Below are 15116 nucleotides of genomic sequence, written 5' to 3'. Positions count from 1 at the left end.
GGTTCCTAAGATCTCGCGATGCGTTGGGCCGTGGCCCAACGCATGGAATCAAATGTCCCGGCCGGAACACTAGAAGATTTCGAGCACGGCCTTGCCCACTCCGGGAAATTCGGCGATCAGCGTGCAGGGAGCCTTCACGAAGATCGTCCCGCAGGTCGAGCCCGAGGTCACCTGGTCGCCGACCTTGATGCCGCCCTGGCCGCGGGAACCGACATTGGCGAGCCACAGCAGCATGCGCCGGGGATCTCCCGCGGTGTTGCCGCCGATGGTCTCGAATTCCTTCCTGTCATCGACCCACAGCGTGACCGGTTCGTTGACCGGCTCTATGCCGCGCCAGTCGGCCGTGCCGGTGCCGACCACGAGGACGCCGTGGCTGGTCTGGTCCGCGATCTGGCTGAACTGGTCCACCGACTTCCAGACCTTGTAGCGCGTGTCGGCGATCTCGATCGCCGCGTGGACCGATCCGACCGCGGCCAGCACTTCCTCGAGGTCGTAGGACTTGTCCCGGAGGGGCAGGGGAGAGGCGAAGCGGTAGACCAGTTCGGCCTCGGCCCCGATCACGTTGAAGCCCGAGGCGGGAAGCCGGGCGGGGCTGTCGTGGATGGTGTCAGCCGCAAGGGCTCCGCGGACGGGTTCGGCCGTGGGGGACGGCGCTCCGACCTTCCACCCGGTTGCCCCGCCCTTGCGCCGGACGAGCAGGTCCTGGATCGCGTAGGCCTCTTCCAGGGTGCGGGGCCGGGCGGACTCAGGAAGTTCCGTCAGCCACGCTCCGGTGCGCCGGGCGTCGAGCAGCAGGTCGGCGGCTGCGGACAGGTCTGTTTCGGTCACGCTTGTCAGTCCTTCGCTCTTCAGGTTTCGAACACGGTCGCAGGCATCGCCGCCCGCGGGATGATGGCGCCGCGATGCTGCACGACCACGCCGGCCAGCCGATGCCCAGCCCGCGCCGCCGCTTCCGGGTCGGCTCCCTTCAGGCGGGCCGCGAGGTAGGCGGCGGCGAAGCTGTCGCCGGCGGCGGTGGTGTCGGTGACATTCTCCACCGGTGCCGCATCGACCACGGTGTCGGTGTCTCCCGCCATCACCCGGCACGAGGGATGGGCCAGCTTCAGGGCTAATTCTTCGGGTTTGCCGCCTTCCAGCAGCGTTTCCTCGCCGCGCCCGCCGTACAGCAGGTTGAGATCCTCGGTTGACGCCAGGACGATGTCCGAGCGGTCGAGGACCTGACGGTAGGCGTTGCGCGCCAACTCGGGCTCGGGCCAGCCGCGGGGACGGAAATTGGTATCGAAGGCCAGGCGCGCGCCGCCGGCACGGGCGCGGTCGATCGCCTCCAACAGGCGCCCGCGCCCAGCCTCGCCATAGAGCGACAGGGTGATGCCGGAGAGATACAGAAGGCCGTAGTCGCGGGCCAGCGCCTCGATCAGGGACGGGGTGGCAGGCTGGTCGAACAGGTCGCGCGCCGCCGCGCGGTCGCGCCAGTACTGGAACCGCCGCTCCCCCTTCGGATCGGTCTGGATCACGTAGAGTCCCGGGAGACGGCCGGCCATGCGGACCACCCGGCCGGTCCCGATGCCTTCGTCGGCCCAGGCCGTGACCATCTCCTCGCTCCACCCGTCATCGCCCAGCGCGGTGACATAATCGACCTCGACGCCGAGACGGGCCATGTACAGGGCGGTGTTGAGGGTGTCGCCACCGAAGCTGCGCGACAGGGTACCGTCGGCACGCTCCGACAACTCGATCATGCATTCGCCGATGCAGGCGACCCGAACCATGCTTATCTCCGTCCATGCCAGTGACGCCCGCACCCGGGGCCGTCCCCAGCAATACCCGGCCGGACATGGTTTGGTAAAGAATGCATCATCTTCCCGGGTCCTGGCGCGCAAAGCCCGGCAAGGGATCAGCGACGCGAGAATCGAAGCAGGCCGTCCCTATCCGTCCGCCGAACCAGCCGGCCTCGGGCGGCGAGATGGTTGAGGTGCGCCAGCGCCTCGCCGATGGCGAACACCAGCTGGTGCGGGTCGAGCGGGCGGTTGAACATCACGCGGGTCACCTCGGCGACGGTGCTCGGCTCAGAACAGGCGTTCGCGACCTGCTCCAACCGCTCGCCATGATGAGCCGCGAGGGCGTCCAGCCGGGCATGCAGGCCGGTGAACGGCGTATCGTGGGACGGCAGGACGAGGAGATCGTCGGGAAGGTTCCGCAGCCGGTCGAGGGTGCGCAGGAAATCCTCCAGCGGGTCGGCGTCCGGTTCCGATGACCAGACGCTGATGTTCGGGCTGATCCGGGGCAGCACCTGGTCGCCGGCGATGAAGAGGCCACGGTCGGGGCAATGCAGGCAGACATGTTCCGGCGTGTGGCCGCCGCCCGTGATCACGTGCCAGTCGGCCCCACCGATCCGCAGGCGGTCGCCCGCCTTGAGGCGGCGCAGCTGGGCGGGCAGGGGAGCCACGCCCCTGGCATAGGAGTTGCCGCGATCCGCCATGACGGCGAGCGCCGCTTCATCCAGCCCGGCGCGGCGGTAGAAGGCGAGGCTGGTGCGGACCATGGCTTCCGGGCTTTCCAGGCTGAGCATCCGCCCGAAAAGCCATTCCGTCAGGCTGGCGCAGAACTCGGCCTGCCAGCGGTCGACCATCCATCCCGCAAGGCCGACATGGTCCGGGTGAAAATGGGTCGCGATCACCCGTCCCACTGGCTTTCCACCGAGCGAGTTCTTGAAGATCCGCTCCCAGCAGTCCTTGGTCCGATCGCTGCCGATGCCGGTGTCGACGATCGTCCAGCCGTCTTCGGATTCCAGAAGCCAGACATTGATATGATTGAGCGCGAACGGAAGGGGCATCCGCACCCACAGGACGCCGGGCGCGACCTGCCGCACGGTCCCCGGTTCGGGAAGCTCGTCCATAACCTGCCTCGGGGCGCGTCGGGCTTCTTCCATCTGCGTGGGCTCGGTTTGTTGGTCTCGGGCGTCCGGCCGGCACCACCCGTTTCGTTATACAGGCTTGCCGGTCCGCCGCATCAACGATTATGCCGGATCAGTGAACTTTCAGCGCACCGAACTACTTTCGGTGTCCCGGTGGAAACTGTCACAGAGCGCCGTCATACTTCGGGCAGGAAAACCCGAAAGCAACCGGTCGAGACATGTCAGGAATGGTAGTGCGGGAAAGCTACATCATAGAGCTGGAAGACGATGCGGTCGGCGTCGTCGTGCCCTATGGCAGCCGGGTCACCTTCCATGCGTCGGATGCACGCATGGCGGAATTGGAAGGTCACGTTTTCGAGGATGCCGACGAGGCCGTCAGGGCCGCCCGGTCACAATTGAGGAAGGCCGCGTAGGAAATCCCAGCGACTGGCGGACGCCCCGCGGACAAGTCCGCGGGGCGTCCGCTCATCGGCAGGAGCACGGACTGGATCAGGCGAAGCGGCGCATCCGTTCCAGTTGGCTGACCGCTTCCGAAGGGGTCTGGCCACCGGCGGCAACCGCGAAAAAGCTGGGAAGATGACGATCGACCAGGGCGATATGGCGCTCCACCAGCAGGCGCAGGCCGCTGGGAACCGCTTCGGCCGGAATGTGGTGGATGCCCCGGCAATGAATTCGTCCCGAAGCGTCCGGTCCCTCGAACCACCCGTCGTCAGCCAGGTCGTTCAGGCACGCAACCAGTTCCTCGACCGAGGCGCGCTGGCGCCGGATGACGGTCAGGGGCAGCGTGGAAGTGATGTCGAGAATGTCGTCCCCGTGCTCCCGGCACCCTTCGTCAACGGTCATGATCACCGGCCAGTTGCCGTTACGGCCCATGGCGTGGAAACGCAGCGCCTGCGGATCTTCGCACTTGCGCGGAGACCCCGCGTGGCGTCTTCCCAGATCATTACGCAAATATTCGAGAACCCGTTGCATGCCGGCGTACCCCCGCTTCCTGGCACAGCATCCGGAGCGTTCCGCCTTGCGAAGACAGAACGCTCCGTGAGCCTTACACCCGGATGGTGCCCCCAATGGGTTCGCACTTGCAACACGGTCGAAGGTGAGGATTGCTTAAGGATATGTGAATCCGAGATTCCTGTCCGGCCCGCCTAGGCGGAAAGTCGGGGTGAGATGCCGTGCTGGATCGCCCAGACGGCTGCCTGCGTGCGGTTCTGGGCACGAATCTTTCGCATCACGTTCTTGAAGTGCATTTTCACGGTCGACTCGGTGATATTCAAGTTGCGTGCAATGGCCTTGTTCGACTGGCCGCCCAGCAGGCAGCGAAGGATCTCGATCTCGCGTTTCGACAGTTCGTTGCCAATTGGGGGCATGGCGGCCGAAGACGGCAGGGCGACGTCTTCCAGCGCGTTGCTGATCAGCAGGTCGGCAATGCTGCGCGGGAAAACCGCCTCGCCAAGCATGACGAGATGCAGCGACCGCTGAAGGGCTTCGCAGGACATGGTCTTGTTCAGACACCCATCGGCGCCGCTCTGCAGCGCGCCGCTCAAGATCTGCGAGGTCAGCTCCGACGCGAGGACGACGATGCGCGCCTGCGCCGAGCTCGTGCGCAGCAGCTTGAGCTGACCCAGTTCCTCGGCGTTGCCGCTTTGCAGGTTGAGCAGGATCAGGTCCGGCCGCCGTCCCTGGCGAACGGCGTTATTGGCATCGGCGAGCGTCGGGAATTCCGCGGAAATGCGGAATGCGGTCGTTTCCAGCAGAGCTGCCAACGCGGCGCAAAAAAGACGGTCGCTGTCGACAAGCATGACTTCGCAGTTGGTCGTCATCGGGCTCTCCGATCTGGCGGCTCAATCCGCATTGTTTGAAGTTAGATCAGGTTCTACGGCTGATTTCGTCAAAAGGAGTAGTTGAGGACACCGTTAACAAAAACCTACATGAATTATGTAGTGCAGTGCTATAGGATACTTACAAGTCCAAATACGCAATCCTAATCCGGTGATCGTAGGGGGCAACTAAAAAGAGACGTTTCGTCGAGCCGGATCAGGCTTCGTGAATCCTTGCGAGGGGGAGTATCCATGGACACCAGCCAGACGGTTGCACTGCAGCAACCCACAGTCCGACCTGAAAAGGTTTCTTTTCTAATCAATTTACCCAACAACAGACGTGATCTGCTGCAATGACCGGCAATCGATTGAAAGTGCTGATCGTTGACGATCACGCCCTCGTTCTGCACGGCTTTGCGCTCTCGGTCCTTGAATTGTTCCCGGATGCGGAAGTCTTCGAAGCGAACTCCCTGGACGCGGCCCTGTCGATCGTGCGCCGCACCGAGGGTCTATCGCTCGTTCTTTTCGACCTTCATCTGGACAGCGCCGACGGATTGTCAAACGTGCGCCGCATGATCGAGGCGCTGGACGGCATACCGCTGATCGTGATCTCGGCTTCCGACGAAAGCGCCGACGTCATCGACAGCGTACGCGCCGGGGCGAAGGGATACCTCCTTAAATCCGGATCGTCGGCCCTGCTCGAGCACGCCATCCTTCTGGTCCTGTCCGGGGAAACCTATGTTCCGATGCCGCGCACGGTGCTGGTCAGCGCAGCCATGGCCGAGCCGGAGCGTCCGAGCAACCACATGCTCGACCGCCTGACCGACCGGCAGCGGGACGTATTCCAACTCCTGCTGGCCGGCCACTCCAACAAGGAGATCGCGCGGTCGCTGGGCGTCCTGGAAGGGACCGTCAAGGTTCACGTCCGCGCCATCATGCAGAAGCTCGGCGTCAAGAACCGGACCCAGGTGGCCGTGGCGGCGGCACGAGCGGGCTGTTTCCCGGAAGAGGTCTGACAGGCTCCGGGGCCGGCGGAGGGCCGGCCCCGGGATGCCGCTACTTCTCCAGCACGTAGGTGCCGGGGGCGTCGCACAGCGCCGGATAATTGGCGTTGCCGACCGGCGGGGCGGCCACCTTGCCGCCCGAATGGGCGACCAGCCAGCGGTTCCAGTCCGTCCACCAGCTGCCGTCGTTCCGCTCGGCCGCTTCCAGCCACTTTTCCGGGCTTTCCGCCGGCTTCTCCCCTTCGAGCACCGAGTAGCTGCCCTTCTTGCCGGCAGGATGGTTGATGATGCCGGCGATATGGCCGCTGGTGGCCATGACGAACCGCACCTTGCCCCCGGTCAGCTGGGTGATCCGCCACGCCGAGTTCCAGGGCACGATGTGGTCCTTCTCGGCACCCACCGCGTAGATGTCCAGCTTGATCCGGCCCAAATCGATCGGCACGCCCCCCAGTTGGATCTTGCCCGGCTTGATCAGGTTGTTCTCGACGTAGGTGTTGCGCAGGTACCAGCTATGGGCGGCGCGCGCCATGCGGGTTCCGTCGCTGTTCCAGTAGAGCAGGTCGAAGGCCGGCGGCTTGCCGCCCAGCAGGTAGTTGTTGACGACGTTGCTCCAGATCAGGTCGTTCGAACGGAGCAGGTTGAACATGTTCGCCATCTCGCGGCTGTCGAGATAGCCCCGCTCCATCATCTGCTGCTCGATGAAGTCGATTTGCGGCTCGTCCATGAAGAAGGCCGTGTCGCCGACCCGGCTGAAGTCCTGCATGGACACCATGAAGGTCGCGGCCCCGAACCGCTCGTCGCCCTTCTCGGCCAGGTAGGACAGCGTCATCGCCAGCAGGGTGCCGCCGATGCAGTAGCCGACCGGGTTGACCGTCTTGCTGCCGGTGATGTCCCGGACCACGTCGGCCGCGGCGAGCGGCCCGAGGTTCATGTAGTCCTCGAAGGTGATATCCTCCATCGAGGCGTCCGGGTTCTTCCAGCTGACCATGAACACTGTGAAGCCCTGGTCGACCAGGTACTTCACCATGCTGTTCTTGGGCTGCATGTCCAGGATGTAGAACTTGTTGATCCACGGCGGCATGAACAGGATGGGGACCTCCTGGACCTGCTCCGTGGTCGGGCTGTACTGGATCAGCTCGATCAGCCGGTTGCGATAGACGACCTTGCCCTTGGTGACCGCCAGGTTGCGCCCCGGCTCGAAGGCGGTCGCGTCGACCATGCTGAGGCGGCCCTCACGCAGGTCATGCAGCAGGTTGCGCGCACCGTCGGCAAGGCTGGCGCCGCCCGTCTCCATCGCCCGGCGCAATGCCACCGGATTGGACAGCAGCAGCAGGCTGGGGCTCATCGCGTCGACGAACTGGCGCAGGTGGAACGCGATGCGCTCGCGCTCCTGCGGGTCCATGTCGTTATCCTCCAGCCCCTGGCGCAGCAGGAAGTCGGAGGCGAGCAGATACATCTCCTTCAGGGTCCGGTAGACCGGGTTGGAATGCCACTCCGGCGCATCGAACCGCTTGTCGCCGCCGGCGGGCGCGCCCGAAGCGACGCCCCACCAGCGCGCCCCGGCAGCGTTCCAGGCCTCGACGGCCGAGGTCCAGATCTGCATGTTCAGCTCGGCCGACCGCGTCAGGGTCTTGGCCGGGTCGCGCATCGAACGGAGCCAGACGATCCGCAGGGCGCGGACCGCCTCGGCCCAATCCACCGGGATCACCTCCCGGAGCGGGTTGGCGTTCCAGACCTTGTCGATCGACGCCAGCATCGGATCCGCCGCCACGAACCGCTGGAACTGCTCCACGCCGCTGGCGAGCAGCGTGCCGGACATCGCATCGGCGTTCATCGCCCACCAGGGCTGGTCGCCACCGGCTGCGGAAGCGCCCGGCATCTTGCCCATGCCGCCGACATTCTGCGTCATCCAGGACATCCAGAGGCCGAGCGCCGCCTCCGGCGTCGGAATTCCCATGCCGACCGGCGGCCCGGCATCGTCGTGCGGAGCCGGGCTCCGGGGTGCCGTGTCTCCGGAAACCTTCTGCGGACTCGGCTGGCCCGGGCTCTCCGAAGCGTCGACGGCCCGCTTGGCAGCCGGCGGCCGTTTGCGCCTGGTTTCATCGCTCTTCATGGTCGCCATGCTGGTTCCCCCCTAATTCTGATGCCGGACGAGCCGGCTTCGGCAGTTCTGGTATAGTGGTCAGGGACCTAGCGGTCCGCCACCGTGGAGCGGCCGCGGTCGGCCTGCTCCCGCGACGGAGCCTCACCCGGGATGGGCTTCTGCGGGAGAACGCCCGGAGTCGTCTCGATGGAGGGCGTCTCGGGCGTGTCGGTGTCGTTCGCGAAGGTAGGTTCATCCTTGCCGCTGCGGGGATCACTCATCTGCTTCTCCCTGTGTCCGAAGCCGGGCGGGTGCTGCGCCTGGCGTTGCCAGAGTCAACACGGGACGAGTGTGATCCTCCCTGGAAAAGATTTACCATAAAGCCCACCTTGGCGGCAGTGGCAGTCACGGGGTGCGGCATTCAGACCAACGCTCACGGCGCCGCTCAAGCCGGTCGGCCGGGTTCATCGGAACGGACGATCTCCCATAGCCAGCGGGTGATCTGCGGCCAAAGATGTTCGTGCGCCGCGCGGCCGATCAGCGGACCGACATGCTGGAGCGCCACGCCCACGTCGCCGGCATAGTCGAGCACCAGTTTCCGGTCGGCGGGCGAGGCGTCGATCACCGGCAGCATGGAACCGGGCGGGATGATCTCGCTACCCTTGCCGATGACCGCGAGCAGCGGCGCCGCCAGGCCCGACGGCAGCGCCGGCCGGCCGCCGATCGAAAGCTGGCCGCGGGCGAACAGGTCGTCTCGGTAAAGCTGCTCGATCAGTTCCTCGAAGAACCGGCCGGCGATGGGGAACTCGTCCAGCGTCCACCGCTCGACGGCCAAGTGGGTCTGAAGGGCCCTGGGATCGGCGAGGCTCGCGATCATGTCCACCCGGCGCTGCCAGTTGAACTCCCGCGGGGACGCCCGCGCCGAGACGAGATTGAGGAAGCTTCCGGGAATGTTGCCGAAAGCCTCGCGAAGGGTCGCCGCCGGCGGCGCGTCGGCGACCATCCGGGCGAGCGCGCCGCCGCCCACACCGAAATGGAGCGGGGCTTCCACGACCACCAGTCCGCGCACGCTGTCCGCATGGAGGCTGGTGAACAGCGTCGCCAGCGTGCCGCCCAGCGAGTGGCCGGCCAGGAACACCCGCTCGCCTCCGCCGTCCCGGGCGATGGCGGCGACGCACTTCCCGATCAGGCGGTCGGCATAGTCGGCAAGGCCGAAGTCCTGCTCCGCGTCGCCGGGTTCCGTCCATTCCGTCATATAGACCCGGAAGCCATCCGCCGCCAACCGCCGGACGACGCTGACATGGGGCAGCAGGTCCCAGATGTAGCCGCGCTTGATCGGTGCGGGTACGATCAGAACCGCGGGCAATACCGCGGGGTCGGAGGCGGGCGGAAGCTCGTAGCGCCGCAGGCGGACCCCCGACTGCTCCAGCACGATCGCGTACGGGCTTTCCTGCGGCCCCAGGCCCATGCCGTCCATGGCGAAGCCGCGCCAGCGGCGGACCGCGTCGAAGTGATGGAGCGCATCGGCCCAGAAGGTCGCGCCACCGGCGGATGTCCGCCGCCTGTCCTCGGTCATCTAGTTCAGCTTCCCTTCCTTCGAGCGGCTCCCGGCCGTCACCTTGGGAGAGCCTTGTATCACAGGCTGGGTCCATGCGGACCAGCGGACATCGTGCCGCCGCCGCGGGAACGTCGGGAACGCTGATACGTCCCATCCATGCTCCCCTTCCGAACGGGATCGCGTCCCGTCGCGGAGAAGCAACCCCTCATGACTTTCCGCTTCAGGAAAATAACTCTTCATCATTGTGAAGACCGACCTGTCTATCTTCTCACAACTATAGTAACTGCGCGAAATTCATGCTATCGACTAAAAATCTGGCGAAACGTAGTTTTAATGTCTCGGGGGTCCATAGCCCGTTATGAGGCGCGTGAAGAGGATCAGACTTCCTTGGACACTTGAGTGGAGTCTGACGACTTTGCTTAGCGTCAACATAATTCAGTTTTGTCTAACATTGAATGTACCTGCAATTCTTACAGCGATCTTTGCCTTGGTGCCGGCAATGCTCTTCAGGGTGGCGCGCAACCGCATCGCCCACAGGATCACCGACGAACAAGTGCTTGGGCAGACATCGGAAATACTGGAGAGTGTCGGCGACGCCTTCTACGCGGTGGATCGCCATTTCCGGTTCACCTATCTGAACCGCAAGGCCCTGGAGCAGATCGGCAAGCCGCGAGGCCAGCTGATCGGCCGGCAATTCCTCGAGGTCTTTCCCCAGGCCGAGGGGTCGGGACTTCACAGCAGCTGCATCGAAGCCATGCGGGACGGCAAGGCGCGGGAATTCGTCGGAGTGTCCCCGATCCTCAATCGCTGGAAATCCTACCTCGTGCTGCCCCGGCCGGACGGCGGCCTGCTGGTCCATTCACGCGACATATCCGCCCAGAAGGCGGCGGAAGCCGCCATGAACGAAAGCGAGAAGCGCCTTCGGCTGGCGGCCCACGCCGCACGGTTCGGCACCTACGACTGGGACGTCGCGAACGGGCAGCTGTTCTGGTCACAGGAAAGCCACGCGATCCATGGGCTGCCATGCACCGGATCGATCGTTTGCGAACGCGCCTTCGACCTGATCCATCCCGAGGACAGGAACCGCGTCGCGGCGGCGTTCGAACGCGGGCTGGACCCGGGCGGGGTTGGCTTCTGGTCGATCGATTACCGCATCTTGCGTCCGGACGGGCAGACGCGTTGGATCAATTCCCAATCGCATGTGGTCTTCGAGGGCGAACGCGGCGACCGCAAGGCGATCAGGGTGATCGGCACGCTGCAGGACGTCACCGACCGCAAGGCGGCCCAACAGGCGCTAATGATCGAGCGCATGAGGTTCAAGACCGTGGTCGAGCATGTGCCGGTGGGCCTCCTGCTGGTGGAAATCCCATCGGGCCGGACCTTGGTGGGCAACCTCCAGGTGGAACGGATCACGGGATGCGCTATCCCGGAGGATCCCGATGCCTGGGTGCTGGACCGGTGGAAGGGCTATGACGAGACCGGTCGGGAAATCCCAGCCGCCGCCCAGCCGCTGGCCATCACAATGGCATCCGGCGAGCCGGCGGAACTGATCGCCCGGAGCCCTCGTCAGGACGGCTCCATGGGCTGGCTGCGGATCACCAGCGCTCCCATCCGCGATCCCAACGGGGACGTCACCGGCATCGTCGTCACGATCTTCGACATAGACGCGGAGCGGCGAACCGCGGACACCCTGCGGGACAGCGAGGCGCGGCTTCGTCGCGCGGTCGAGGATGCACCGTTCCCGATCATGGTCCACGCGGAGGACGGAAGCGTGGTCCATCTCAGCAAGGCATGGCTGACGATCACCGGCTATGCCGCCGAGGACATCCGGACCACGGCCGATTGGATCCGCCTCGCCTACGGCGATGGCGCCGAAGCGGTCAGGATGCGGGTGAAATCCTTGTTCGAGCGCGATTGCCCGGTCGATGAGCGGGAGAACGTGGTGCGGACGGCCGACGGATCGCGCCGGACCTGGAGTTTCCGCTCGGCTCCGATCGGGCGGGACTTGGACGGGCGCCAGTTGGTCGTCACCATGGCGGTGGACCTGACCGAGCGCAAGGAGGACGAGGCGCGGCTTCACCTGCTGATGCGCGAGGTCGACCACCGCGCCAAGAACGTGTTGGCCGTCGTACAGTCGATCCTGCACCTCACGCGCGCCGAGAATCCGGCCGACCTCACCACCGCGATCGAAGGCCGCCTGGCGGCGATGGCCCGCGCCCACATGCTGCTGGCCGCCAGCCACTGGGCCGGTGCCGACCTCGCCGCCATGAGCGTCGATGAATTGGCACCGTTCGCCAGCGCCGACCGGATCGCGATCCGTGGGCCGGCGGTGTCGATTTCCGCCGAGGCCGCCCAGGCGGTCGCCATGAGCCTGCACGAACTGTCCACCAACGCCGCCAAGTACGGTGCCCTCTCGACCCCCGCCGGACGTCTGGAACTGTCCTGGAGGGTGGAGGAACAGGAGCGTGGTGAGCGGCTGGTCCTGGAGTGGGTGGAGGACGGTGGTCCGCCCGTGACGCCGCCCAGCCACGAGGGGTTCGGCTCGATAGTCCTGCGGCAGACGGTCGAAGGCCAGCTTGGCGGAGAACTGGTCCTCGACTGGAATGCGGCGGGACTGCGCTGCCGGATCGCGATGCCGAACGACTGCTTCTCGACCGCGGGAACGACGGATTCCTCGGAACCTTTGAACGAAGCCTTCGATGAAGGGCAGGTGACGGGGCCCGCCGGCTCGGGCGCGCGCGTCCTCGTCGTGGAGGACGAGGCCCTGACAGCACTTGCCATGGAACAGGTCCTGCTCGACGCCGGCCTTACCGTGCTCGGACCGGTAGGTCGGGTCGAAGACGCCCTGGAACTGCTGCGCGAGACAACCCCCGACGTCGCCGTGCTCGACGTCAACCTGTTCGGCCAGACGGTTTTCCCCGTGGCCGAACGGCTGCTGGTTCTTGGCGTTCCCTTCTTGTTCTGCTCGGGCTATTCGAGGCTGGATGACGTCAGCGAAAGATTGAACCAGGTTCCCTTGCTGGCCAAGCCGGTGCTCGCCGACCGCCTTATCGCAACCTTGTCCAGTCTCATGACCGACCGGACCGTCATATCCGCCGGAGTTGCCGCACAGTGAGGGGAGGCTGACCAGGGGCTGGCCAGCAAGAAAAAAGCCGCTCGGCATTATCGCCGAGCGGCTCGAGTTTTACAGGGAGGAAACGCTGCCCAAAGGACATCGTGGAATGGACTATAAGTCGATAATGGTTAACGAGCTGTGAGCAAACTCACAGGTCTTGCAGAAAATCCGACTGGAAGGCGGATTTTTCTTGGACCAATTTGCCGCACCCTTTGATGGGTGCATTTCCCGGAACAGCCTCTCTCTTCACATGCATTCAGGTGCGCTTTGTCAAATCTCTGACAGAAGGACATCCTGAAACCGCACGTTTTTGTAGCAACCACTTCGGATCCGAATCGGATTCAGAACTCTTCCAGCCGCTTCGGGCTGCTTTTGAGCAGCGTTTCCAGCATGCCGACGATCTCCTCGATCTCGATCCGGGTCGCCTCGAGCGCGTCCGCGGTCTTGTCGTCGATTCCGGCTTCGAAGATCATGTTGTCGAAATAACCGTTCACCGCAGCGAAGGCCGTCATCTCGTCCGAGAGGATGTCCCAGGCGCCGAGCGAATGGGTCAGTGTCAGGGGCGGATTCGAGAAGAAGACATGGCTGATATGGGTGAAGGCGGACAGGGCCTTCAGCTTCGCCCGGATGACCCATTGGTTGAAACCGGTCGGCAGGCTTTTCTCGACACGCGGGTATCTGTCCTCGACCGTGAAGATCAGGCTTTGGATCCCGAGATAGTTCTCCCGGACCTTCTTGTAGTGCAGGAACGTCTTGATGGCACCGCCGTTGGATTGGCGCTGAAGGTCGGTGATGTCGGCGGCCAGGGTGCGCGCCATCCCGATGACGATCTGAACGTCCTTGGGATTGGCTGTTATCGACATTTCCGTCACGATCGGTCCGCTGCCTCCAGGGTGAGTGCAAATCTACCACACTGGTGGACGATCCGGAACAGGATGGAATACCACCAAGGCGCCGCCCCCTTCCTTCGGGTGACCCGGCAGCCATCGTGATGATCGATTGTTGGACTCCCATGCACAATTAAGACAAACGGCGGGCGTGCACCGCCTATGCCTGGGCAAATCTGGAGGAGACCGAAGCATGGCGAAGACCGAACGAACCGCCCGCGCGGCGGACGCGGCGGACGCCCCAGGTTCCCGGATCGGGCGGATCCCTGTGGGGCGCTCCCTGCTCGCGGTGGGAGCAGGCTTCCTGCTGTTCGTCGTCATGCTTCTGCTGCCACCCCCGGCCGGCATGTCCGAGACGGCATGGACCGTGGCGGCGGTGGCAATCCTGATGGCAGCCTGGTGGGTGACGGAAGCCCTGCCGCTGGCCGCCACCGCGCTGATCCCGATCGTGGCATTTCCGCTCCTGGGGGTGGCGACGAGCCGGGAAGCCGCTACGCCGTACGCCGATCCCCTGATCTTCCTTTTTCTCGGCGGCTTCGTGCTCGGGCTCGGTCTGCAGCGCTGGAACCTGCACCGCCGCATCGCGCTGACCATCATCTCCTGGGTCGGCACCCAACCGGCCCGGCTGGTCGGCGGGTTCATGCTGGCGACGGCCTTCCTCAGCATGTGGGTCAGCAACACCGCGACCGCGGTGATGATGCTGCCGGTGGCATTGTCGGTCATAGCACTGCTGCAGAACGACCGGAGTTCCGACGCTCGCGGCGACGCGGACGGCGCGCTGGCCGCCGGCCGGCGGAACTTCGCGGTGTCGCTGCTGCTGGCGGTCGCCTACGGGGCCAGCATCGGCGGACTGGCGACCCTGATCGGCACGCCGCCCAATGCCCTCCTGGCGGCCTACATGGCGCGCACATATCAGGTGGAGATTGGCTTCGCACAGTGGATGATGGTCGGCGTGCCGCTCGTCCTGGTCATGCTCGCCCTGACCTGGGCGCTGCTGACCCAGGTCGTGTTCCGTACCCCGGCCGGGGCGATCAAAGGCGCCATGAGTGCGGTCGGGAGCGAGATCGCCTCGCTGGGTCCCATGAGCAGGCCGGAGAAACTGGTCGGCATGGTCTTCGTCGCCACCGCGGCGGCCTGGATTTTGCGGCCGCTGCTGTCGGACTTCATCCCCGGTCTTGACGACACCGTCATCGCGATGGCGTCGGCGCTCCTGCTGTTCCTGATCCCGTCGGGTTCCGACCGCGGCGGGTTCCTGATGGACTGGGACACCGCCCGCGGGATCCCATGGGGCGTCCTGCTGCTGTTCGGCGGCGGCCTGTCGCTGGCCTCGGCCATTTCCGACAGCGGTCTCGCGGAATGGCTGGGCCAGACCCTGGGGCTGCTGGGAAGCTGGCCGGTGATCCTGGTCATGCTGGTAGCGACCCTGGCGGTGATCTTCCTGACCGAGCTGACCAGCAACACGGCGACCGCGGCCGCCTTCCTGCCGCTGGTCGGATCGGTCGCGGTCGGCATCGGCATGGACCCCTTCATGCTGACCATGCCGGTGGCACTCGCCGCGTCGTGCGCCTTCATGCTGCCGGTCGCCACGCCGCCCAACGCCATTGTCTACGGCAGCGGCAACCTGACCGTCGCCGACATGGCCAAGGCCGGATTCTACCTGAACCTGATCAGCACCTTGCTGATCACCGGCCTGACCTATCTTGCCGTTGGCACGCTGTTCAGCGTCGCTTAAGCTGCATCC

At 65.1% G+C, this 15116-nt stretch carries 13 protein-coding genes; 4 read left to right on the top strand and 9 right to left on the bottom strand.

The genetic code is table 11. The features are described 5' to 3' along the window. Positions 1-69: 69 nt before the first annotated feature. The 3 genes from JL100_RS12660 to JL100_RS12650 form a co-directional block, all read right to left on the bottom strand. Positions 70-828 carry a 2-keto-4-pentenoate hydratase gene (locus tag JL100_RS12660; protein WP_228421223.1) on the bottom strand — a complete coding sequence of 253 codons (759 nt, stop codon included), beginning with the start codon at positions 826-828 and terminating at the stop codon, positions 70-72. A gap of 20 nt (positions 829-848) precedes the next feature. Beyond that, complete coding sequence (locus JL100_RS12655; protein WP_202679514.1) at positions 849-1766, bottom strand: sugar kinase; 918 nt, start codon at positions 1764-1766, stop codon at positions 849-851. Between the two features lie 125 nt (positions 1767-1891). Then, positions 1892-2893, bottom strand: a complete 1002-nt coding sequence (locus JL100_RS12650; protein ID WP_202679515.1) for an MBL fold metallo-hydrolase — start codon at positions 2891-2893, stop codon at positions 1892-1894. Positions 2894-3129: 236 nt separating this feature from the next. Between JL100_RS12650 and JL100_RS12645 the strand changes: the two genes are divergently transcribed. Further along, positions 3130-3324, top strand: coding sequence for a hypothetical protein (locus JL100_RS12645; RefSeq protein WP_202679516.1), 195 nt, complete (start codon positions 3130-3132; stop codon positions 3322-3324). A gap of 76 nt (positions 3325-3400) precedes the next feature. Here JL100_RS12645 and JL100_RS12640 read toward each other — a convergent pair whose 3' ends face one another. Further along, positions 3401-3883 carry a hypothetical protein gene (locus tag JL100_RS12640; RefSeq protein WP_202679517.1) on the bottom strand — a complete coding sequence of 161 codons (483 nt, stop codon included), beginning with the start codon at positions 3881-3883 and terminating at the stop codon, positions 3401-3403. 173 nt (positions 3884-4056) lie between these two features. After that, on the bottom strand, positions 4057-4731 hold the full coding sequence (locus JL100_RS12635; protein WP_202679518.1) for a LuxR C-terminal-related transcriptional regulator: 675 nt from the start codon (positions 4729-4731) through the stop codon (positions 4057-4059). 371 nt (positions 4732-5102) lie between these two features. Between JL100_RS12635 and JL100_RS12630 the strand changes: the two genes are divergently transcribed. Continuing rightward, positions 5103-5744, top strand: a complete 642-nt coding sequence (locus JL100_RS12630) for a LuxR C-terminal-related transcriptional regulator (protein ID WP_228421222.1) — start codon at positions 5103-5105, stop codon at positions 5742-5744. A gap of 40 nt (positions 5745-5784) precedes the next feature. Here the strand turns inward: JL100_RS12630 and JL100_RS12625 are convergent, their stop codons facing one another. The 3 genes from JL100_RS12625 to JL100_RS12615 all read right to left on the bottom strand — a co-directional run bounded on the left by JL100_RS12625 (position 5785) and on the right by JL100_RS12615 (position 9391). Next, positions 5785-7854 carry a PHA/PHB synthase family protein gene (locus JL100_RS12625; RefSeq protein ID WP_202679520.1) on the bottom strand — a complete coding sequence of 690 codons (2070 nt, stop codon included), beginning with the start codon at positions 7852-7854 and terminating at the stop codon, positions 5785-5787. 68 nt (positions 7855-7922) lie between these two features. Next, a complete protein-coding gene (locus tag JL100_RS12620; RefSeq protein ID WP_202679521.1) occupies positions 7923-8096 on the bottom strand; it encodes a hypothetical protein in 174 nt (57 codons plus the stop codon). Positions 8097-8260: 164 nt separating this feature from the next. Then, the gene (locus JL100_RS12615; RefSeq protein ID WP_202679522.1) at positions 8261-9391 is read right to left on the bottom strand and encodes an alpha/beta fold hydrolase; all 1131 of its coding nucleotides are present in this window, start codon (positions 9389-9391) and stop codon (positions 8261-8263) included. 481 nt (positions 9392-9872) lie between these two features. On the opposite strand from JL100_RS12615, the gene JL100_RS12610 reads away from it, so the two are divergent. Next, positions 9873-12488: a PAS domain S-box protein gene (locus JL100_RS12610; RefSeq protein ID WP_202679523.1), complete on the top strand. Its 2616-nt coding sequence runs from the start codon at positions 9873-9875 to the stop codon at positions 12486-12488. A 341-nt stretch (positions 12489-12829) separates the two neighbouring features. On the opposite strand, the gene JL100_RS12605 is transcribed toward JL100_RS12610, so the two are convergent. Then, positions 12830-13351: a hypothetical protein gene (locus JL100_RS12605; RefSeq protein ID WP_202679524.1), complete on the bottom strand. Its 522-nt coding sequence runs from the start codon at positions 13349-13351 to the stop codon at positions 12830-12832. A 217-nt stretch (positions 13352-13568) separates the two neighbouring features. On the opposite strand from JL100_RS12605, the gene JL100_RS12600 reads away from it, so the two are divergent. Next, positions 13569-15107: an SLC13 family permease gene (locus tag JL100_RS12600; RefSeq protein WP_202679525.1), complete on the top strand. Its 1539-nt coding sequence runs from the start codon at positions 13569-13571 to the stop codon at positions 15105-15107. Positions 15108-15116: the final 9 nt, after the last annotated feature.

Source organism: Skermanella mucosa (assembly GCF_016765655.2).
GTDB lineage: Bacteria > Pseudomonadota > Alphaproteobacteria > Azospirillales > Azospirillaceae > Skermanella > Skermanella mucosa.
Note: the sequence above shows the minus strand (reverse complement) of the source record. Positions and strands in the feature narration are given on the sequence as shown.

Coding starts and splice junctions, on each gene's coding strand:
- JL100_RS12650 (WP_202679515.1), bottom strand. CDS start 2,893: ATGGACGAGCTTCCCGAACCGGGGACCGTGCGGCAGGTCGCGCCCGGC.
- JL100_RS12640 (WP_202679517.1), bottom strand. CDS start 3,883: ATGCAACGGGTTCTCGAATATTTGCGTAATGATCTGGGAAGACGCCAC.
- JL100_RS12610 (WP_202679523.1), top strand. CDS start 9,873: ATGCTCTTCAGGGTGGCGCGCAACCGCATCGCCCACAGGATCACCGAC.
- JL100_RS12645 (WP_202679516.1), top strand. CDS start 3,130: ATGTCAGGAATGGTAGTGCGGGAAAGCTACATCATAGAGCTGGAAGAC.
- JL100_RS12615 (WP_202679522.1), bottom strand. CDS start 9,391: ATGACCGAGGACAGGCGGCGGACATCCGCCGGTGGCGCGACCTTCTGG.
- JL100_RS12635 (WP_202679518.1), bottom strand. CDS start 4,731: ATGACGACCAACTGCGAAGTCATGCTTGTCGACAGCGACCGTCTTTTT.
- JL100_RS12600 (WP_202679525.1), top strand. CDS start 13,569: ATGGCGAAGACCGAACGAACCGCCCGCGCGGCGGACGCGGCGGACGCC.
- JL100_RS12625 (WP_202679520.1), bottom strand. CDS start 7,854: ATGGCGACCATGAAGAGCGATGAAACCAGGCGCAAACGGCCGCCGGCT.
- JL100_RS12655 (WP_202679514.1), bottom strand. CDS start 1,766: ATGGTTCGGGTCGCCTGCATCGGCGAATGCATGATCGAGTTGTCGGAG.
- JL100_RS12605 (WP_202679524.1), bottom strand. CDS start 13,351: ATGTCGATAACAGCCAATCCCAAGGACGTTCAGATCGTCATCGGGATG.
- JL100_RS12620 (WP_202679521.1), bottom strand. CDS start 8,096: ATGAGTGATCCCCGCAGCGGCAAGGATGAACCTACCTTCGCGAACGAC.